The sequence below is a fragment of the Enterococcus sp. AZ149 genome (genome assembly GCF_051714285.1).
GTDB classification, from domain to species: domain Bacteria; phylum Bacillota; class Bacilli; order Lactobacillales; family Enterococcaceae; genus Enterococcus_D; species Enterococcus_D entomosocium.
The window spans coordinates 273,929-292,330 of record NZ_JBIORO010000001.1 but is presented as its reverse complement, the minus strand read 5'-3'; the positions used below and the strand labels follow the sequence as shown (position 1 = coordinate 292,330).

Genomic DNA, 18,402 nt, shown 5'->3' with positions numbered 1-18,402 from the left:
CTAACGTAATCGAAAACGGTTTAATCGTCTTTACGTAGTCCTAAACCTAAATCATGTAATTTCACTTTGACCTCTTCAAGAGATTTACGGCCTAAGTTTCTTACTTTGATCATTTCTGGTTCAGATTTGTTTGTCAATTCTTGTACAGTATTGATTCCTGCACGTTTTAGACAGTTGTATGAACGAACAGATAAGTCTAATTCTTCGATCGTCATTTCCAACATTTTTTCTTTTTGTGTTTCTTCTTTTTCAACCATGATTTCAGCGTTTTTCGCTTCATCAGTTAGGTTAACAAAGATGTCTAAATGTTCAGTCATGATTTTCGCAGACAAACTCATTGCTTCCAATGGTTCGATTGAGCCATCAGTCCATATTTCCATCGTTAATTTGTCGAAATCATCCCGACGACCGACACGTGTGTTTTCTACTTGGTAGTTGACACGACGTACTGGTGTATAGATTGAATCGACTGGAAGAACGCCGATTGGCATGTCTTCTTTTTTGTTTTCGTCCGCTTGAACGTAGCCGCGGCCAGGTTTCACTGTTAAGCGAGCATGGAACGTAGCACCTTCAGAAACGGTACAGATATACATATCTTTGTTAAGGATTTCTACATCACTATCAACGATGATATCGCCAGCAGTTACTGTAGCAGGTCCTGAAATATCAATTTCAAGGGTCTTTTCTTCATCCCCGTACATTTTCAATGCAAGACCTTTAATATTCAAGATGATTTGAGCAACGTCTTCCCGAACACCCTTAACAGTTGAGAATTCGTGTAAAACTCCATCGATTTGAATATTGGTGATTGCCGCACCAGGTAAAGAAGATAATAAAATACGACGTAGGGAATTTCCTAGTGTAGTTCCGTAGCCTCTTTCAAGAGGTTCCACGATGAACTTGCCATAATCTTTGTCTTCATCAATCTTTGCGATTCTTGGTTTTTCGAATTCAATCATTCTTATCTATTACCCCTTTCAAAACGAAAAGTGTCTTGTTCAATGACGTATTTGTTACACTCAAAATGAGCAGCACTCATTAAACACGACGGCGTTTTGGAGGGCGGCATCCATTATGAGGGACTGGAGTCACGTCACGGATCGCACTCACTTCCAAACCTGCTGCTTGTAATGAACGAATTGCTGCTTCACGTCCAGAACCAGGTCCTTTAACTGTTACTTCAACAGTTCTTAATCCGTGTTCCATTGCTGCTTTGGTAGCTGTTTCTGCTGCCATTTGAGCGGCAAAAGGAGTAGATTTTTTGCTTCCTTTGAAACCTAATGAACCAGCTGATGACCATGCTAATGCATTACCATGAGTATCAGTGATCATTACGATTGTATTATTGAATGTTGAGTGAATATGTGCAATACCCGCTTCAATATTCTTTTTCACACGGCGTTTACGACTCACTTTTTTTGCTGCCATGAAGTTTTAACCTCCTTCACTTAGGAATTATTTTTTCTTGCCTGCGACTGTTTTAGACGGGCCTTTACGAGTACGTGCATTGTTTTTCGTGTTTTGTCCACGAACTGGCAATCCACGGCGATGACGGATCCCACGGTAAGAACCGATTTCCATCAATCGTTTGATGTTTAAGTTCACTTCACGACGAAGGTCACCTTCAACTTTTAATTTATCAACTTCTGCACGGATAGCATCTGTTTGTTCATTCGTTAAATCACGAACACGAACTTCTTCAGACACGCCAGCGTCAGCTAAAATTTGTTTTGCAGTCGTGTTACCAATACCATAGATATAAGTAAGTGAAACGACCACACGTTTATCACGAGGAATATCTACTCCTGCAATACGAGCCATATTTGTTACACCTCCGATTATCCTTGACGTTGTTTATGTTTTGGATTTGCTGGGCAAATCACCATAACGCGTCCTTTACGACGAATTACTTTACAATGTTCGCACATTGGTTTTACTGATGGTCTTACTTTCATGATAATACCTCCTGTGGTTTTACGGAGTACAATTATTTAAAGCGATAAGTAATGCGGCCACGGTTCAGATCATACGGGGATAATTCCACCGTTACTTTGTCTCCAGGTAAAATACGAATGTAGTGCATCCGGATCTTACCAGAAACGGTCGCTAGAACTTGGTGTCCGTTTTCCAATTCTACTTTAAACATTGCATTCGGCAAAGTTTCGACGACTGTACCTTCGACTTCAATCATATCTTCTTTTGCCACGCACAGTACCTCCTTGTACTTGTGATTTTCACACGATAAAATGGCGGAAACTCGGTTCCCACCTGATATTCTCAAACTATGCTCCTACTTAATAAAAAGTAGAAGTCGGACTGACATATTCTATCATATCCTGTCAAAGATTTCAAGAGAAAGTTTTAAGCTGCAAGTTGGACTCGGGCAATCTATGATTAGTCAATGATCTTTTGAACATCTTCGAATACAGCGTCGATGTCGCGATCCCCATCAATCGATTGCAATAACCCTTTGTCTTTGTAATAAGTCAAAATTGGTTCACTGCTTTTGATATTGACAGCTAGACGATTTTTGACCGTCTCAGGCTTATCATCTTCACGCTGGTAGAAGTCATGACTTCCACAACGATCACATGTTCCTTCCTCTTTGGGAGGATTGAACAATTTATGATAAGTTGCCCCACAATTGCGGCACATGAAGCGGCCGGCTAAACGTTCTACAAGAACTTCTTCAGGAACATGAATATCAATAACGGCATCAAGTTTTTTGTTAAGGTCAGCTAGCATCTCATCTAACGCTTTTGCTTGATCCAAAGTACGAGGAAAACCATCTAATAAGAAACCTTTCTCGGTATCAGGTTCAGCTAAACGTTCTTTAACGATCCCATTTGTAACCTCATCAGGAACTAATGCGCCTTGATCCATGTATGATTTTGCTTTAAGGCCTAGTTCTGTTTCGTTCGCCATCGCAGCCCGAAACATATCGCCTGTTGAAATATGAGGAAGACCGTATTCAGCAACGATACGTTCTGCCTGAGTACCTTTTCCAGCACCAGGTAATCCCATTAAAATGAAGTTCATTCTAATTCCTCCTGTAAGTTTTTGAATAGTGTTGAGGAAATCCTCAACACTTCAATAACTTTAATTGATGAAACCAGTATATTTCCGTTTCAGCATAAGCCCTTCTAACTGCTTGGCAGTATCAAGTGCCACACCGATAATGATCAATAGACTCGTTCCACCTAGTCCGATCGATTGCGGTAAATTCCAAGCCATCTGAGCGATGATTGGAAGTAAAGCAACCAATCCTAAAAAGATCGATCCAACCGTGCTTAATCGCATCAACAAACGCGATACATATTCTTCTGTTCCTTTACCAGGACGCACACTCGGAATGTAACTTCCTTGTTTTTGCAAGTTTTCCGCTAATTTCTCAGGGTTCACTTGAACAAATGCGTAGAAGAAGGTAAACGCAACAATCAAGACAGTGTAGATGATCGCACCCGGTACAGTGTTGTAACTAAAGATCGTTTGCACCACTTCGTACCAAGTTTCTCCTCTATATGAACTACCTAATGCTTGAATGATCGCATTTGGTGTTGTAATAAAAGAACTGGCAAAGATAACTGGGATAACCCCGGCAGCATTTACTTTCAAAGGAAGGTAACTGCTGGTAGGCGCTCCTGCTACCCGTTTTGTATATTGGATCGGAATCTTGCGTTCTGCCTGTTGAACATACGTTACTAAAGTAATGACGATCAACACAGCGATCACAAGCAGCGCCATAAAGATAGCATTTAGCCAGATATCCGATTGATCCACGTTAATGAAGTAATCTTCAATCAATTCTTTGATGCTTGCTGGTAAGCGTGAAATGATCCCCGCAAAGATGATCATTGACACACCGTTTCCGATACCACGCTCGGTGATCTGTTCTCCTAACCAAGTGACTAACATCGTTCCGGCTGTTAAAATCAGTCCGATCACGATATAGGTTGCCATATTAGGATTGTTTACAAACCCGAGTTGAGTGTAATAGTTAAATCCAGCCGTTAATGTCATGGATTGGACAAAGCCTAATACCAACGTCAAGTAACGTGTTGCCTGATTTAATTTCTTACGACCCACTTCACCTTGTTTCGACCATTCAACAAATTTAGGGACGATATCCATCTGCAACAACTGAATGACAATTGAGGCAGTGATGTAAGGCGAAACCCCCATCGAGAAAATCGAAAATTGTTGCATGGCGCCACCACTTACCAAGTTTAACATGTTTAAAAATGGTAGATCCGCGATGGTATTTAGGCGACTTGCGTCTACGCCTGGCACAGTAATATGTGTTCCCAGACGAAAGACAAACAAGATTAAGACGGTGAACAATATTCTGGATCTAATATCCTTAACCTTAAAGGCATCCTTCAATAGTCTGATCATTAGATCACCTCGATTGATCCACCAGCAGCAACGATTGCTTCTTCAGCTGCTTTTGAGAATTTAGCTGCTTTCACAGTCAATTTCTTCGTTAATTCTCCGTTAGCTAATACTTTGATTCCAGCTTTTTCGTCTTTGACGATTCCAGCTTCGTGTAAAGCAACAGGTGTTACTTCAGCACCGTCTTCAAAGCGGTTCAAGACATCAAGATTGATGACTGCATATTCTTTGCGGTTCACATTTGTAAAGCCACGTTTTGGTAAACGACGGAACAATGGTGTTTGTCCACCTTCGAATCCTAGACGTACTCCGCCGCCTGAACGAGCTTTTTGACCTTTTTGTCCACGTCCAGCTGTTTTACCGTTACCAGATGAAGTTCCTCGTCCGACACGGTTACGTACTTGGCGTGAGCCTTCTGATGGTTTTAATTCATGAAGTTTCATAGGTTTGGCACCTCCTTAATCAAACTAGATCTGCTGATCCTTAGACCTCTTCAACGTCCACTAAGTGAGAAACAGTGTTAACCATGCCTTTGATTGCATCATTAGCAGGTTTTACAACTGTTGAATTCAACTTTGTAAGACCTAACGCTTTTACAGTATCACGTTGGTTTTGGGGACGTCCGATAATACTGCGTTTTAAAGTAATTTTCAATTCAGCCATTATAGTGTCCTCCTTAACCGATTAATTCTTCTACTGATTTGCCGCGAAGTGCTGCCACTTCTTCAGCGCGTTTTAATTGTTTTAAACCTTCAACTGTTGCGCGAACAACGTTGATTGGTGTGTTAGAACCTAAAGATTTAGATGTGATATCAGCTACCCCAGCTAATTCCAATACGGCACGAACTGGTCCACCAGCAGCTACCCCAGAACCTTCTACAGCAGGTTTCATAAGGATGCGTCCGCCGCCGAATACACCGATAACTTCGTGAGGGATTGTAGAACCAACCATTGGTACTTCCACCAAGTTTTTCTTCGCGTCTTCGATTGCTTTACGGATTGCTTCTGGTACTTCTTGCGCTTTACCAGTACCGAAACCTACGTGTCCGTTTTTGTCACCGACAACAACTAATGCAGCAAAACGTAGACGACGTCCACCTTTAACAACTTTAGTTACACGGTTGATCGCAACAACGCGGTCTTCTAATTCCAAATGTTTTGGATCAATATAAACCATGAATGGTGTTCCTCCTTCTCTTAAAATTCCAGTCCATTTTCGCGAGCTGCTTCAGCTAAAGCTGCTACACGGCCATGGTAAAGGTATCCACCACGGTCAAAGACTACTACTTTAATACCTTTTGCTGCTGCACGTTCTGCGACTAATTTACCGACAGCTTGTGCTTGTTCAGTTTTTGTTGCACCTGAAACTTCTTTGTCTAAGGCAGAGGCACTTGCTAGCGTCACACCCGCTACGTCATCAATTACTTGTGCGTAGATGTTTTTGTTCGAACGGAACACGTTTAAGCGTGGGCACTCAGCAGTACCAGAGATTTTGTTACGTACACGACGATGTCTTTTCTGACGTGTCTTGTTTTTATCTGGTTTTGTAATCACAATTTGTCACCTCTTTTAATTTTGCTAGCCTAAGCTGCTAGTCGTAAAGAATTACGACTATTTACCAGTTTTACCTTCTTTACGGCGTACAAATTCGCCAACATAACGAATTCCTTTGCCTTTGTAAGGTTCTGGAGGACGAACGCCACGGATATTGGCAGCCAATTCGCCAACGACTTCTTTATCTGATCCTTTAACGATCACAGAAGTGTTTGAAGGAACTTCGATTTCGATTCCAGCTGGCGCTTCGATTTCAACTGGATGAGAGTAACCAACGTTCAATACAAGTTTTTTTCCTTGTAATTGAGCACGGTACCCAACCCCGATTAATTCTAACGCTTTTTGGAAACCTTCAGAAACACCAACAACCATGTTGTTGAAGTTTGCACGGGTAGTTCCGTGGATAGTTTTCATTTCTTTACTATCATTTGGACGAGTGAATGTTACTTCGTTTCCTTCGATATTCATTGTGATATCAGAAGAGAAAGTACGTGTTAATTCACCTTTAGGTCCTTTAACTGTAATGTCGTTTCCGTTTTGCTTGATTTCAACACCAGCAGGAAGAACGACGATCTTATTACCGATACGACTCACTTAGAGGCACCTCCTTGTGGAATATTTTAAATTACCATACATAAGCGACTACTTCGCCGCCAACATTTTTTGCTCTAGCTTCTTTGTCAGTGATTACACCGTCAGAAGTTGAGATAATCGCGATTCCTAGACCATTCAATACTTTTGGTACTTCGTCAGCTTTGACATAAGCACGCAAGCCTGGTTTAGAGATACGTTTTAAGTTTGTGATAACACGTTCACCGTTTTTACCGTATTTAAGAAATACGCGGATCACGCCTTGTTTGTCATCTTCAATGTATTCAACATCGCGGACGAAACCTTCACGTTTCAAGATTTCAGCGATATCACGTTTGATTTTTGAAGCAGGTACTTCTAGGCTTTCGTGTTTAACCATGTTTGCGTTACGCACGCGCGTTAGAAAATCTGCAATTGGATCTGTCATGACCATGGGATAATTTACCTCCTTTATGCGAGTATAGTTTACCAGCTAGCTTTCTTCACGCCGGGAATTTGTCCTTTATAGGCAAGTTCGCGGAAGCAAATACGGCAAAGATGAAATTTACGATAAACTGAATGTGGACGTCCGCAACGTTCACAACGAGTATATTCTTGCGTTGAGAATTTAGCAGGGCGTTTGTTTTTAGCAATCATTGATTTTTTAGCCACGTAGTTCGCCTCCTTTTTTTATTTTTGGAATGGCATGCCTAATTGTGTCAACAATTCACGAGATTCTTCATCTGTGTTTGCTGTTGTTACAATCACGATATCCATACCACGTACTTTGTCGATCAAATCATAATCTACTTCAGGGAAAATCAATTGTTCTTTGATACCTAAAGTGTAGTTTCCGCGTCCGTCGAACGCTTTTTTGCTCACACCGTGGAAGTCACGGACACGTGGCAATGACACACTTACTAGTTTATCTAAGAATTCATACATTCTTTCGCCGCGTAGAGTTACTTTCGCACCGATTGGCATTCCTTCACGTAAACGGAATCCTGCGATAGATTTTTTCGCTTTTGTGATCAATGGTTTTTGACCTGAGATCAATTGTAATTCTTCAACAGCTTTGTCTAAGTTTTTAGCATTAGAAACAGCGTCACCGACACCCATGTTGATAACGATTTTATCAACTTTTGGTGCTTCCATGATTGAGCTGTAGTTAAATTTGTCCATTAATGATGGGACAACTTCTTTTGAATATTTTTCTTTAAGGCGGTTCATCTGTTAGCCCCTCCTTCCTTCATCAGATTATTTATCAAGAACTTCTCCGGTTTTCTTAGAAACGCGGACTTTTTTGCCGTCAACTTCTTTGTAACCGACACGCGTAGCTTCACCGTTCGATGGATCAACCACCATCACGTTAGAAACATGAATTGGTGCTTCCATTTCAACGATTCCGCCTTGAGGAGCAGTTTGAGAAGGTTTTTGGTGTTTTTTGACAACATTGACACCTTCAACAACGACTTTGTCATTTTTAGGAAACGCTGCTAGCACAACGCCTTCTTTGTTTTTGTCTTTACCAGTGATAACTTTAACTTTATCGCCTTTTTTAACAAACATGTTTGTTTCGCACCTCCTTTAGATAAGAATCACTATTACAATACTTCTGGTGCTAGGGAAACGATCTTCATAAAGTTGCCTTCACGCAATTCGCGGGCAACTGGGCCAAAGATACGAGTTCCACGAGGGCTCTTATCGTCACGGATAATAACCGCAGCATTTTCATCGAATTTGATGTATGAACCGTCTGTACGACGAGCTCCTGATTTAGTACGAACGATAACGGCTTTAACGACGTCACCTTTTTTGACAACCCCACCTGGCGTTGCTTGTTTAACCGTAGCAACAATCACGTCACCAATATTGGCAGTTTTACGACCAGATCCGCCAAGGACTTTGATCGTTAGAATTTCACGGGCACCTGAGTTGTCCGCCACTCTTAATCGGCTTTCTGCTTGGATCACGATGTGTATCCTCCTTTCAGATTTTGCAATTCACAATCTATATAGGAAAATCTCGTGTGATTAGATAATCACTGCCTTTTCAACAATCTCTACTAGACGGAAACGTTTCGTAGCTGATAATGGACGAGTTTCCATAATTTTCACGATATCGCCAACTTTTGCTTCGTTGTTTTCATCGTGTGCTTTGTATTTCTTAGAATAGTTCAGACGTTTGCCGTAGATAGGGTGGTTTTTCTTTGTTTCAACGACAACAGAGATAGTTTTATCCATTTTGTCTGATACCACGCGACCTTGGTAAACTTTGCGTTGATTTCTTTCTTCAGTCATACGCTAAATGGCCTCCTTCCACTATTACTTAACTTGTTCACGCAATACTGTTTTAATGCGTGCAATCGATTTACGTACTTCTTTGATACGTGCAGTGTTTTCTAATTGACCTGTTGCTAATTGGAATCTAAGATTGAACAATTCTTCTTTCAATTGTTTTTCTTGATCTAGCATTTCGGCAGTGGTTAATTCTCTGATTTCTTTAACCTTCATTCGATTCACCACCCATTTCCTCACGTTTTACGATCTTCGTTTTCACTGGTAATTTGTGAGAAGCAAGACGTAGCGCTTCGCGCGCAACTTCTTCAGGTACACCGGCAATTTCAAACATGATTTTACCACGTTTAACTGGTGATACCCATCCTTCAGGAGCCCCTTTACCAGAACCCATACGTACCCCGATAGCTTTGGCAGTATAAGATTTGTGAGGGAAAATTTTGATCCATACTTTCCCGCCACGTTTCATATAACGAGTCATTGCGATACGGGCAGCTTCGATTTGACGGTTTGTGATCCAGTGTGATTCAACAGCTTGTAAGCCGTATTCACCGAATGCTACTTCTTTTCCGCCTTTCGCTTCGCCACGCATTTTTCCGCGGAACTCACGACGGTGTTTTACACGTTTAGGTACTAACATGTTTATTTCCCTCCTTTCTCAGTGTTCTTTTTAGTTGGAAGAACTTCTCCACGATAAATCCACACTTTAACTCCTAGTTTTCCGTATGTTGTATCTGCTTCTTCCCATGCGTAATCAATGTCCGCACGTAATGTATGAAGTGGAACTGTTCCTTCTGAGTAACCTTCTGAACGAGCGATATCCGCACCATTTAGACGGCCAGAAACTTGTGTTTTGATTCCTTTAGCGCCAGAACGCATTGTGCGTTGGATCGCTTGTTTTTGAGCACGACGGAAAGCAACACGGTTTTCTAATTGACGTGCGATTCCTTCGCCTACTAATTTAGCATCTAAATCTGGTTTTTTGATTTCAACGATGTTGATGTGAACTCGTTTGCCAGTTAGGCTATTTAATTCTTTTCTTAGGTTTTCGACTTCAGATCCGCCTTTACCGATAACCATACCTGGTTTAGCTGTGTGGATTGAAATATTCACGCGGTTTGCTGCACGCTCGATCTCAACTGTAGACACAGCGGCATCAGCAAGTTTAGATGCGATAAATTTACGGATTTTCAAATCTTCATGTAGAAATTCAGCATACTCTTTTTCAGCATACCATTTAGCATCCCAGTCACGGATGATGCCTACACGCATTCCAATTGGATGTACTTTTTGACCCACTGATTGTCCCTCCTTATTTTTCTGATACGACTACAGTAATATGACTTGTACGTTTGTTGATCGGTGAAGCTGAACCTTTCGCACGTGGACGGAAACGTTTCATCGTTGGTCCTTCGTTTACGAATGCTTCAGAAACAATCAAGTTTTCAACATCTAAGTCAAAATTATTTTCTGCATTGGCAATAGCTGACATCAAGACTTTCTCGATGATTCCAGCTGCTTTATTTGGTGTGAACTTTAAGATCGCGATTGCTTCAGCAACGCTTTTCCCTCTGATTAAGTCAATAACTAGACGAGATTTACGAGGAGAAACGCGGACTGTTTTAGCAGTTGCTTTCGCTGATGTGATTTGTTCTGCCATTTTTGGATATCCTCCCCTCAAAATTAGCGTCTTGTTTTCTTATCATCGGCAGCATGTCCGCGATAAGTTCTTGTTGGTGCAAATTCACCTAATTTGTGTCCTACCATGTCTTCTTGGATGTAAACTGGTACATGTTTCCGTCCATCATACACAGCAATTGTAAATCCGATAAAATTAGGGAAAATTGTAGAACGACGTGACCAAGTTTTGATCACTTTTTTCTTTTCAGCGCCTTCTTGTGCTTCGACCTTTTTCATCAAATGGTCATCGACAAAAGGTCCTTTTTTCAAACTACGACCCATGGTGTACCTCCTCTCAAAATGTGCGACACACGGTCAAGTATATTACTTAGTTTTACGACGACGAACGATAAGTTTGTCTGATTTTGCTTTTTTGTTACGTGTTTTGTAGCCAAGTGCTGGTTGTCCCCAAGGAGAAACTGGTGCTTTACGTCCGATTGGTGCTTTACCTTCACCACCACCGTGTGGGTGATCATTAGGGTTCATTACGCTACCACGTACAGTTGGGCGTTTGCGCATCCAACGAGAACGACCGGCTTTACCGATGTTGATCAATTCGTGTTGTTCATTACCAACAGAACCGATTGTTGCACGACATGATGCTAAGATCATCCGTACTTCACCAGAGTTCAAGCGAATCAATACGTATTTGCCTTCTTTACCAAGTACTTGAGCACTTGTTCCAGCTGAACGAATCAATTGTCCACCTTTACCAGGTTTCATTTCGATGTTGTGGATAACAGTACCGACTGGAATGTTTTCTAGTGGTAATGCATTCCCTACTTTAATATCTGCATCTGGACCAGAAACGACAGTCATGCCAACTTCTAATCCTTTAGGTGCTAAGATGTATGCTTTTACTCCATCCTCGTAATGTACTAACGCAATGTTAGCAGAACGGTTTGGATCATATTCAATCGTTTTAACCGTAGCAACGACGTTGTCTTTGTTACGTTTGAAATCGATCAAACGGTATTGACGTTTGTGACCGCCACCTTGATGACGAACCGTGATACGTCCGTTGTTGTTACGACCAGCATTGTTTTTCAAAGGAGCTAACAATGTTTTTTCTGGTGTTGAAGTTGTGATTTCAGCGAAATCAGAACTTGTCATATTACGACGGCCGTTCGTGGTAGGTTTGTACTTTTTAATCGCCACGTCTTTTTCCCTCCCATGTAAAATTTATGCGTGAGTTGCTTATTCAGCAGCTTCGAAAATTTGGATTTCTTTAGAATCTTCAGTTAAAGTCACAACAGCTTTGCGACGTTTTTTTGTATATCCTGCATATTTACCCATGCGTTTGAATTTCGGACGAACGTTGATGATGTTCACGTTTGCCACTTTCACTCCGTCAAAGGCAGCTTCTACAGCTTGTTTTACTAAAGTTTTGTTAGCTTTTGTGTCCACTTCAAAAGTGTATTTCTTGTCATCCATGGCAAGCATTGATTTTTCAGTGATCACTGGGCGTTTAATAACGTCTAGTAAGTTCATTATGCAAGCACCTCCTCGATCTGAGTAAGAGCAGTTTGTGTCACTAACATTTTATCGTTAGAAACGATGTCTAGCACACTAATGTTATCAGCAGTAACTACAGAAACTTTTGGCAAGTTGCGCGCAGATAAAGCGGCAAAGTCGTTTTCAGATTCTAAAACTACCAATACTTTAGAGTCAATTGTCAAGTTAGCTAAAACTTGTTTAAATTCTTTTGTTTTTGGAGCATCAAAGCTTAATCCTTCTACTGCTACCAAGTTATTTGAAGCAACTTTTTCTGACAATACAGATTTCATTGCTAAGCGACGAACTTTTTTAGGAAGTTTGTAGCTGTATGAACGTGGTGTTGGTCCGAAGACTACGCCACCTCCACGCCATTGTGGTGAACGGATTGAACCTTGACGGGCACGTCCAGTTCCTTTTTGGCGCCATGGTTTACGGCCACCGCCACGAACGGCACTGCGGTTTTTCACAGCGTGTGTTCCTTGTCTTAATGAAGCGCGTTGCATGATGATTGCATCATAGACAACTGATTCATTTGGTTCGATTCCGAAGATTTCTTCGTTCAATGTAATTTCGCCATTTTGGCTTCCATCTTGTTTGAATAATGCTACATTCGGCATTCCTTAGTTCCTCCTTTCTTCCTATCTACTTATTTAGCTTTCACAGCTGATTTGATTGTAATCAATGATTTTTTCGCGCCAGGTACATTACCTTTGATCAAGATAACGTTGCGTTCTGCGTCTACGCGTACGATTTCCAAGTTTTGGATCGTGATGCGATTTCCGCCCATACGTCCAGCAAGACGTTTGTTTTTAAATACACGGTTAGGTGCAACTGGACCCATTGATCCAGGACGACGGTGGTAACGAGAACCGTGAGCCATTGGTCCGCGGCTTTGTCCGTGACGTTTGATAACGCCTTGGAATCCTTTACCTTTCGAAGTGCCGGTTACATCGATGATGTCTCCTGCTTCAAAAATATCAACTTTGATTTCTGATCCTACTTCTAAGCCCTCTAGCTCTACATTCTTGAATTCGCGAATGAAGCGCTTAGGAGCCGTGTTTGCTTTTGCAACATGACCTTTCGCAGGTTTGTTAGACAAAACTTCACGCATATCTTGGTAGCCGACTTGAATTGCTTCGTAGCCGTCATTTTCGATTGTTTTCACTTGTAGCACTACGTTTGGTGTAGCTTCTACTACAGTTACTGGAATCAATTCGCCAGATTCAGTGAAGATTTGAGTCATTCCCACTTTTTTCCCTAAGATTCCTTTGGTCATGATTACACCTCCATCTTAATTATTATAGTTTGATTTCGATATTAACACCGCTTGGCAAGTCTAGCTTCATTAAAGCATCAACAGTTTTTGGTGTTGGATTCACAATGTCGATTAGACGTTTGTGTGTACGCATTTCGAATTGTTCGCGTGAATCTTTGTATTTGTGCGTCGCACGGATGATCGTGTACAAGCTGCGTTCAGTTGGTAATGGAATTGGACCAGATACGCCAGCTCCAGTTCTCTTTGCAGTTTCTACGATTTTATCCGCTGATTGATCTAAAATACGATGTTCATACGCTTTTAAACGGATACGAATTTTTTGTTTTGCCATTGTTTTCCCTCCTTCGCCTATTTTGAAAAGTAGACATAGCTCCACGAAAATTTTCCGTCACGCTCGTCCATGGCAAAGCGTCCGGGCGTGTCGCAACCTCTCGTTTCGTAGCCGGCAGAAAATTTCTTTGCTGCCAGTGTGACTTACGTATTTACGTAAACAGCACCTTTATGATTATATTACGGATAAACATTGATTGCAAGCTTTTTTTATGGAAAAACCGTGATTCTTTTGCATTTCTTTCAGAAAATTTTCTTTTGTTTTCGAAACACAAAAAAAGAAGCGTTGCCCGCTTCTTTTAAGCGCTTCTTCAATTCCTATTTATATAGAAGCAAACCTGCTATTGCGGCGCTTCCTCATTCATACGTCCTTGGGCGTGGGTATAGGCGCCATGCCACACATGGCCCACATAGGGATTGATGACCACGCCTTCTTTGATTGCTGCTGTGACAAAGGCTTTCGCTAAGCGAACACTTTCCACGACGGGTTTGCCTTTTGCAAGACCGGCAGCGATCGCCGCTGAAAAGGTGCAGCCTGCTCCGTGATTGAAATCAGTAGCGATTTTGCCACTTTCTAACATGAGGAAGGATTCTCCATCATAAACAAGGTCAATGGCTTTTGCTCCTGGCAAGCGATGACCACCTTTGATCACGACGTATTTAGCACCTAATTGATGGATTTTTTCAGCAGCTTGCTTCATGGCTTCCACACTCGTCAAATCCCCCAAACCCGAAAGAATCCCCGCTTCTACTAAATTAGGAGTGACAACATCTGCTAAAGGCAACAAATGCGTGATGATGGCATCGACACTTTTTGGCTGTAAGATTTCTGCGGTCCCTTTGCAAGCAATGACGGGATCGATCACCACATTTTTGACTTGCTGTTGTTGAATCATCTTCGCTGCTTGCACAATATTGTCTTCATTGCCTAACATCCCCGTTTTAAGGGCATCCATCGGATCACCTGCAAAGGCGGAGATCAATTGCTTTTCAACAAGCGCTGGTTCCATTGCTGTTACTTCATGGCTCCAACCCGCTTGTGGATCCATCGTGACGATCGAAGCAATCGTGGCAAAACCAAAGACACCATACTCCTGAAACGTTTTTAAATCTGCTTCGATACCGGCACCTCCGGTTGAATCAGACCCGGCAATTGATATTACTTTTTCCATCTTCCTCATCTCCTTGTGCTTTTTGCTAAGTATAGTCAATCTTCCCCTTGACGAAAAGAGCCATTTGGCTTATTTTTAAACCATCCAATTGAAAAAGGTGGTGCAGGATGGCTTCATCAAGTATCGACAAACAAAAGAAACAACCGATTTACCAGCAGATCGTGACCCATTTTATCGAAGAGATCCAAGCGGGAACCTATGGGCCTGGGGATCGTTTACCACCAGAGCGCAGCCTTGCTCAGACTTTTGACGTCAACCGTTCCACCGTCGTCAAAGCGTTAGATGAATTGAAAAGCTTAGGATGGATCGAACGAAAACAAGGCAGCGGCTCTCGCGTATTGGAAGGTCGTTGGGGGAACCGACAAACACCGCTTTCTTATTTGCGCTCGTCTTTAAGCAGCCCTTACTTGCAGCAAGACCCTTACGTTCAACAGATTCAGCACTTGCGCACCGAGAAGGATGTGCTGGATCTGTACACAGGTGATCTACCTACCGATCTGATTCCCGACTTCACGTTTCCCGCCTTTACATGGGAAGAGATCCGCAAAGAAAGCACCAAAGTATTACCGACTGGGTATGAGCCTTTGCAAGAAATCTTATTGCAGCACCTTGCTGATTCCTTCAATTTGCCCATCAGCGGTCAAAAACTAGTAATTACTGCCGGTTCGACGCAAGGAATCACCTTGCTGATGCAAGTCTTATTGCATGCGGGGGATTGTATTGCGACAGAGGACCCTTCTTTCTTGTTCTCTCTCCCCTTGTTTTCCACGATGAATGTCCAGCTGATTGGGATAAAGCAGGATAGTGAAGGGATGCGGCCTGCGGCATTGGAAAAAGTGTTGAAGGAAAAGAAGATCAAATTCGTCTATCTGAACCCCACCTTCCAAAACCCAACTGGCCACACCATGAGCGAGCATCGGCGCCAAGCGATCATCCGCCTTTGCCAGACCTACCAAGTACCGATCATTGAGGATGATGTTTTTAGCGAGTTGGCTTTTGATGAAGTACCGCCCAAGCTAAAATCCATGGCTCCCGAAACCGTCATTTATTTAGGCTCGCTTTCAAAATTACTTGGGTCATCAATCAAAATCGGCTGGCTTTTGGTGCCAGAAGCGTTAGCCGACCAATTTGCCCAAGCGAAAAAACGGATGGCGATCGATACCACGATCTTCCCGCAAGTCCTTGCCAACATCGCCTTACGCTCCTCTGATTACCACCAGCAGCAGCGGACACTGCTTACAGAAATGGCCCAGCGCCAGCAAGACCTACTCCAACTCTTGCAGGCATTTGAGGAGGACTGGCAATGGCAGCCGACGAAAGGCGGTCTTTACCTGTGGTTGACTTGGCGTCACCGCACATTGACTCGCAAAGATTGGTCGCGCTTTTTGGCGAACGATTGCTTAGTAGCACCTGCGTTTCTTTTCAGTAACGATACGAATGGCTTGCGTTTGAACTATACCCGCTTAGCCAAAGATGATTTACCACGATTTCAAGAACGATTCACAAAAATCACCCAACAGTTAAAGGAGCAAACCTATGAACGAAACCATTGAGCTTTTGCACAATCATCGCACTTACCGACAATTTGACCCTGACTACCGCTTGAGCCAAGAACAAGTAACCGCGATTTTGACTGCCGCTCGTCAAGCACCAAGCTGGATGAATGGGCAAGCCTATTCGATCCTGGTGATCGACGACCCGCAGATCCGCCAACAAATGGTCGAATGGAATCCCGGCAATCCTCATATCGCAGCAAGTTCGCTCTTTCTGCTGTTTCTCGCAGATTTAAACCGAACCAAAAAAATTTCTGACGAAAAACAGACCCCTTATCCAATCGATGAGGGCTATCAGCCATTATTGATTGCCACCACTGATGCCAGCATTGCTTTACAATCTGGTGCGATCGCTGCTGAATCACTGGGCTTAGGTACCGTCATTTCCGGCAGTGTCCGCAAAGATAGCGCCAAAATCGCTGAATTGTTGCACTTACCGGAATATGTCTACCCTGTGGCTGGCTTGAGCATCGGTAAACCAATCGTAGAAATGAAGGTCAAGCCTCGCTTGCCAGAAGAAGCGGTCATTCATTACAACCACTATCAGGACTATTCTTATGAGTCGATCGAAGCCTACGATCAAACAATGACTGATTTTGGAGAAGCTCGCGAGACCAAACCATGGTCAGAAAAATTTGCTGGGTTTTACCGCAATCGCCCTGACCAAGGATTTGACGCCTTCTTGAAGAAGCAAAAACTAATAAAATAAAAAGCACCGCTCTCTTTAGCTTCGATGAACCACAGTGGATTCGTCAACGCTAGAGATGGCGGCTCTTTTTTGGTTCTACGAGTTAAAAAAAAGAGCAAAAGCGCGTACGCTTTTGCTCTTCGATCAATCAAATTAAGCTTGGATTGAAGTTACAACGCCTGAACCAACAGTACGTCCGCCTTCACGAATTGAGAAACGAGTTCCGTCTTCGATAGCGATTGGGTGGATCAATTCAACGTCGATTGTTACGTTATCACCAGGCATAACCATTTCAGTTCCTTCTGGTAATTCAACAACACCAGTTACGTCAGTTGTACGGAAGTAGAACTGAGGACGGTAGTTAGTGAAGAATGGAGTGTGACGTCCACCTTCTTCTTTTGTTAAAACGTAAACTTCAGCTTTAAATTTTGTATGAGGTGTGATTGTACCAGCTTTAGCTAATACTTGTCCACGTTGGATGTCTTCACGAGCAACCCCACGTAGCAATGCACCAATGTTATCCCCTGCTTCAGCATAGTCTAACAATTTACGGAACATTTCAACACCAGTTACAGTTGTTTTAGCAGTTTCTTCAGCAATACCAACGATTTCAACTTCGTCACCAACGCGAACTTGTCCACGTTCAACACGGCCTGTAGCAACAGTACCACGTCCAGTGATTGAGAATACGTCTTCGACTGGCATCATGAATGGTTTGTCAGTGTCACGTTCTGGAGTTGGAACGTATTCGTCAACTGCAGCCATTAATTCCATGATTTTTTCTTCGTATGAAGCATCGCCTTCAAGAGCTTTCAAAGCAGAACCAGCGATTACAGGAACATCGTCGCCTGGGAAGTCATATTCTGACAATAAGTCACGAACTTCCATTTCAACTAATTCTAGTAATTCTTCGTCATCAACCATATCCATTTTGTTTAAGAAAACAACGATGTATGGTACACCAACGTTACGTGATAACAAGATGTGTTCACGCGTTTGAGGCATAGGACCATCAGCAGCAGATACTACTAAGATCGCGCCGTCCATTTGAGCAGCACCAGTGATCATGTTTTTAACGTAGTCCGCGTGTCCTGGGCAGTCAACGTGAGCATAGTGACGTGCTTCAGTTTCGTACTCAACGTGAGCAGTTGAGATAGTGATTCCGCGTTCGCGTTCTTCTGGAGCGCCATCGATTTGGTCGTAAGCTGAAGCTTGAGCCAAACCTTTTTTAGATAATACAGTTGTGATAGCAGCTGTAAGTGTAGTTTTACCATGGTCAACGTGTCCGATCGTACCAATGTTTACGTGGGGTTTAGAACGGTCAAATTTTTCTTTTGCCATTTTAAAATGTTCCTCCTAAAAATGCAGTTTATTTTTTATATTTGATAGGTAG

32 protein-coding genes are annotated in these 18,402 nt (G+C 42.5%); 2 read left to right on the top strand and 30 right to left on the bottom strand.

From position 1 onward, the window contains the following. Positions 1 to 20: 20 nt before the first annotated feature. The 29 genes from IGI94_RS01420 to thiD all read right to left on the bottom strand — a co-directional run bounded on the left by IGI94_RS01420 (position 21) and on the right by thiD (position 14,768). The gene (locus IGI94_RS01420) at positions 21 to 959 is read right to left on the bottom strand and encodes a DNA-directed RNA polymerase subunit alpha (RefSeq protein WP_008376367.1); all 939 of its coding nucleotides are present in this window, start codon (positions 957 to 959) and stop codon (positions 21 to 23) included. A gap of 79 nt (positions 960 to 1,038) precedes the next feature. Beyond that, positions 1,039 to 1,428, bottom strand: coding sequence for a 30S ribosomal protein S11 (gene rpsK, locus IGI94_RS01415; protein ID WP_005227104.1), 390 nt, complete (start codon positions 1,426 to 1,428; stop codon positions 1,039 to 1,041). 27 nt (positions 1,429 to 1,455) lie between these two features. Further along, positions 1,456 to 1,821, bottom strand: a complete 366-nt coding sequence (rpsM, locus tag IGI94_RS01410) for a 30S ribosomal protein S13 (protein ID WP_005227102.1) — start codon at positions 1,819 to 1,821, stop codon at positions 1,456 to 1,458. Positions 1,822 to 1,838: 17 nt separating this feature from the next. Continuing rightward, positions 1,839 to 1,955, bottom strand: coding sequence for a 50S ribosomal protein L36 (rpmJ, locus tag IGI94_RS01405; RefSeq protein WP_002288710.1), 117 nt, complete (start codon positions 1,953 to 1,955; stop codon positions 1,839 to 1,841). Between the two features lie 32 nt (positions 1,956 to 1,987). Next, positions 1,988 to 2,206 (bottom strand): translation initiation factor IF-1, encoded by a 219-nt coding sequence (gene infA / locus IGI94_RS01400; protein ID WP_002288695.1) that lies wholly within the window; start codon positions 2,204 to 2,206, stop codon positions 1,988 to 1,990. Between the two features lie 188 nt (positions 2,207 to 2,394). After that, positions 2,395 to 3,039, bottom strand: coding sequence for an adenylate kinase (locus IGI94_RS01395; protein WP_005227100.1), 645 nt, complete (start codon positions 3,037 to 3,039; stop codon positions 2,395 to 2,397). Positions 3,040 to 3,099: 60 nt separating this feature from the next. Beyond that, positions 3,100 to 4,395 carry a preprotein translocase subunit SecY gene (gene secY, locus IGI94_RS01390; protein ID WP_005227099.1) on the bottom strand — a complete coding sequence of 432 codons (1,296 nt, stop codon included), beginning with the start codon at positions 4,393 to 4,395 and terminating at the stop codon, positions 3,100 to 3,102. Then, positions 4,395 to 4,835, bottom strand: coding sequence for a 50S ribosomal protein L15 (gene rplO, locus IGI94_RS01385; RefSeq protein WP_003128016.1), 441 nt, complete (start codon positions 4,833 to 4,835; stop codon positions 4,395 to 4,397). The genes secY and rplO overlap by 1 nt, the downstream gene beginning before the upstream one ends. A 40-nt stretch (positions 4,836 to 4,875) precedes the next feature. Further along, on the bottom strand, positions 4,876 to 5,055 hold the full coding sequence (gene rpmD / locus IGI94_RS01380) for a 50S ribosomal protein L30 (RefSeq protein WP_003128015.1): 180 nt from the start codon (positions 5,053 to 5,055) through the stop codon (positions 4,876 to 4,878). A gap of 13 nt (positions 5,056 to 5,068) precedes the next feature. Beyond that, positions 5,069 to 5,569, bottom strand: coding sequence for a 30S ribosomal protein S5 (gene rpsE, locus IGI94_RS01375; RefSeq protein WP_003128014.1), 501 nt, complete (start codon positions 5,567 to 5,569; stop codon positions 5,069 to 5,071). 20 nt (positions 5,570 to 5,589) lie between these two features. After that, the gene (rplR, locus tag IGI94_RS01370) at positions 5,590 to 5,946 is read right to left on the bottom strand and encodes a 50S ribosomal protein L18 (protein ID WP_005227097.1); all 357 of its coding nucleotides are present in this window, start codon (positions 5,944 to 5,946) and stop codon (positions 5,590 to 5,592) included. Positions 5,947 to 6,003: 57 nt separating this feature from the next. After that, positions 6,004 to 6,540 (bottom strand): 50S ribosomal protein L6, encoded by a 537-nt coding sequence (gene rplF, locus IGI94_RS01365; protein WP_005227095.1) that lies wholly within the window; start codon positions 6,538 to 6,540, stop codon positions 6,004 to 6,006. A gap of 31 nt (positions 6,541 to 6,571) precedes the next feature. Next, positions 6,572 to 6,970 carry a 30S ribosomal protein S8 gene (rpsH, locus tag IGI94_RS01360; RefSeq protein WP_005227093.1) on the bottom strand — a complete coding sequence of 133 codons (399 nt, stop codon included), beginning with the start codon at positions 6,968 to 6,970 and terminating at the stop codon, positions 6,572 to 6,574. Positions 6,971 to 7,002: 32 nt separating this feature from the next. Then, a complete protein-coding gene (locus IGI94_RS01355; RefSeq protein WP_003128010.1) occupies positions 7,003 to 7,188 on the bottom strand; it encodes a type Z 30S ribosomal protein S14 in 186 nt (61 codons plus the stop codon). 18 nt (positions 7,189 to 7,206) lie between these two features. Further along, the gene (rplE, locus tag IGI94_RS01350) at positions 7,207 to 7,746 is read right to left on the bottom strand and encodes a 50S ribosomal protein L5 (protein ID WP_005227088.1); all 540 of its coding nucleotides are present in this window, start codon (positions 7,744 to 7,746) and stop codon (positions 7,207 to 7,209) included. A 27-nt stretch (positions 7,747 to 7,773) separates the two neighbouring features. After that, a complete protein-coding gene (rplX, locus tag IGI94_RS01345; protein ID WP_005232526.1) occupies positions 7,774 to 8,085 on the bottom strand; it encodes a 50S ribosomal protein L24 in 312 nt (103 codons plus the stop codon). A 35-nt stretch (positions 8,086 to 8,120) separates the two neighbouring features. After that, the gene (rplN, locus tag IGI94_RS01340; protein ID WP_003128006.1) at positions 8,121 to 8,489 is read right to left on the bottom strand and encodes a 50S ribosomal protein L14; all 369 of its coding nucleotides are present in this window, start codon (positions 8,487 to 8,489) and stop codon (positions 8,121 to 8,123) included. 60 nt (positions 8,490 to 8,549) lie between these two features. Further along, complete coding sequence (gene rpsQ, locus IGI94_RS01335) at positions 8,550 to 8,816, bottom strand: 30S ribosomal protein S17 (RefSeq protein ID WP_005232528.1); 267 nt, start codon at positions 8,814 to 8,816, stop codon at positions 8,550 to 8,552. Positions 8,817 to 8,840: 24 nt separating this feature from the next. Further along, positions 8,841 to 9,029, bottom strand: a complete 189-nt coding sequence (gene rpmC, locus IGI94_RS01330) for a 50S ribosomal protein L29 (RefSeq protein ID WP_005232529.1) — start codon at positions 9,027 to 9,029, stop codon at positions 8,841 to 8,843. Then, positions 9,019 to 9,453 (bottom strand): 50S ribosomal protein L16, encoded by a 435-nt coding sequence (gene rplP, locus IGI94_RS01325; RefSeq protein ID WP_005226918.1) that lies wholly within the window; start codon positions 9,451 to 9,453, stop codon positions 9,019 to 9,021. Before rplP ends, rpmC begins: the two co-directional genes overlap by 11 nt. A gap of 2 nt (positions 9,454 to 9,455) precedes the next feature. After that, entirely contained in the window at positions 9,456 to 10,112 is a 657-nt protein-coding gene (rpsC, locus tag IGI94_RS01320; protein WP_005226916.1) for a 30S ribosomal protein S3, read from the bottom strand. A 13-nt stretch (positions 10,113 to 10,125) separates the two neighbouring features. Beyond that, positions 10,126 to 10,473 carry a 50S ribosomal protein L22 gene (gene rplV / locus IGI94_RS01315; protein WP_003127973.1) on the bottom strand — a complete coding sequence of 116 codons (348 nt, stop codon included), beginning with the start codon at positions 10,471 to 10,473 and terminating at the stop codon, positions 10,126 to 10,128. A 23-nt stretch (positions 10,474 to 10,496) separates the two neighbouring features. Continuing rightward, positions 10,497 to 10,775, bottom strand: a complete 279-nt coding sequence (rpsS, locus tag IGI94_RS01310) for a 30S ribosomal protein S19 (protein ID WP_005226914.1) — start codon at positions 10,773 to 10,775, stop codon at positions 10,497 to 10,499. Between the two features lie 42 nt (positions 10,776 to 10,817). After that, on the bottom strand, positions 10,818 to 11,651 hold the full coding sequence (gene rplB / locus IGI94_RS01305; RefSeq protein ID WP_005226912.1) for a 50S ribosomal protein L2: 834 nt from the start codon (positions 11,649 to 11,651) through the stop codon (positions 10,818 to 10,820). 39 nt (positions 11,652 to 11,690) lie between these two features. Next, positions 11,691 to 11,984, bottom strand: coding sequence for a 50S ribosomal protein L23 (locus IGI94_RS01300; protein ID WP_005226911.1), 294 nt, complete (start codon positions 11,982 to 11,984; stop codon positions 11,691 to 11,693). Continuing rightward, the gene (gene rplD, locus IGI94_RS01295) at positions 11,984 to 12,607 is read right to left on the bottom strand and encodes a 50S ribosomal protein L4 (RefSeq protein ID WP_005226910.1); all 624 of its coding nucleotides are present in this window, start codon (positions 12,605 to 12,607) and stop codon (positions 11,984 to 11,986) included. The genes IGI94_RS01300 and rplD overlap by 1 nt, the downstream gene beginning before the upstream one ends. A gap of 29 nt (positions 12,608 to 12,636) precedes the next feature. Next, on the bottom strand, positions 12,637 to 13,266 hold the full coding sequence (rplC, locus tag IGI94_RS01290; RefSeq protein WP_003127967.1) for a 50S ribosomal protein L3: 630 nt from the start codon (positions 13,264 to 13,266) through the stop codon (positions 12,637 to 12,639). 22 nt (positions 13,267 to 13,288) lie between these two features. Continuing rightward, positions 13,289 to 13,597: a 30S ribosomal protein S10 gene (rpsJ, locus tag IGI94_RS01285; protein WP_003127966.1), complete on the bottom strand. Its 309-nt coding sequence runs from the start codon at positions 13,595 to 13,597 to the stop codon at positions 13,289 to 13,291. A 340-nt stretch (positions 13,598 to 13,937) separates the two neighbouring features. Next, a complete protein-coding gene (thiD, locus tag IGI94_RS01280; RefSeq protein ID WP_438899335.1) occupies positions 13,938 to 14,768 on the bottom strand; it encodes a bifunctional hydroxymethylpyrimidine kinase/phosphomethylpyrimidine kinase in 831 nt (276 codons plus the stop codon). A gap of 107 nt (positions 14,769 to 14,875) precedes the next feature. On the opposite strand from thiD, the gene IGI94_RS01275 reads away from it, so the two are divergent. Together IGI94_RS01275 and IGI94_RS01270 are read left to right on the top strand one after the other, a co-directional pair. Further along, positions 14,876 to 16,321: a PLP-dependent aminotransferase family protein gene (locus IGI94_RS01275; RefSeq protein ID WP_438899334.1), complete on the top strand. Its 1,446-nt coding sequence runs from the start codon at positions 14,876 to 14,878 to the stop codon at positions 16,319 to 16,321. Then, the gene (locus tag IGI94_RS01270; protein ID WP_438899333.1) at positions 16,305 to 17,030 is read left to right on the top strand and encodes a nitroreductase family protein; all 726 of its coding nucleotides are present in this window, start codon (positions 16,305 to 16,307) and stop codon (positions 17,028 to 17,030) included. Before IGI94_RS01275 ends, IGI94_RS01270 begins: the two co-directional genes overlap by 17 nt. A 132-nt stretch (positions 17,031 to 17,162) precedes the next feature. On the opposite strand, the gene tuf is transcribed toward IGI94_RS01270, so the two are convergent. Continuing rightward, positions 17,163 to 18,350 carry an elongation factor Tu gene (tuf, locus tag IGI94_RS01265; protein ID WP_005226902.1) on the bottom strand — a complete coding sequence of 396 codons (1,188 nt, stop codon included), beginning with the start codon at positions 18,348 to 18,350 and terminating at the stop codon, positions 17,163 to 17,165. Positions 18,351 to 18,402: the final 52 nt, after the last annotated feature.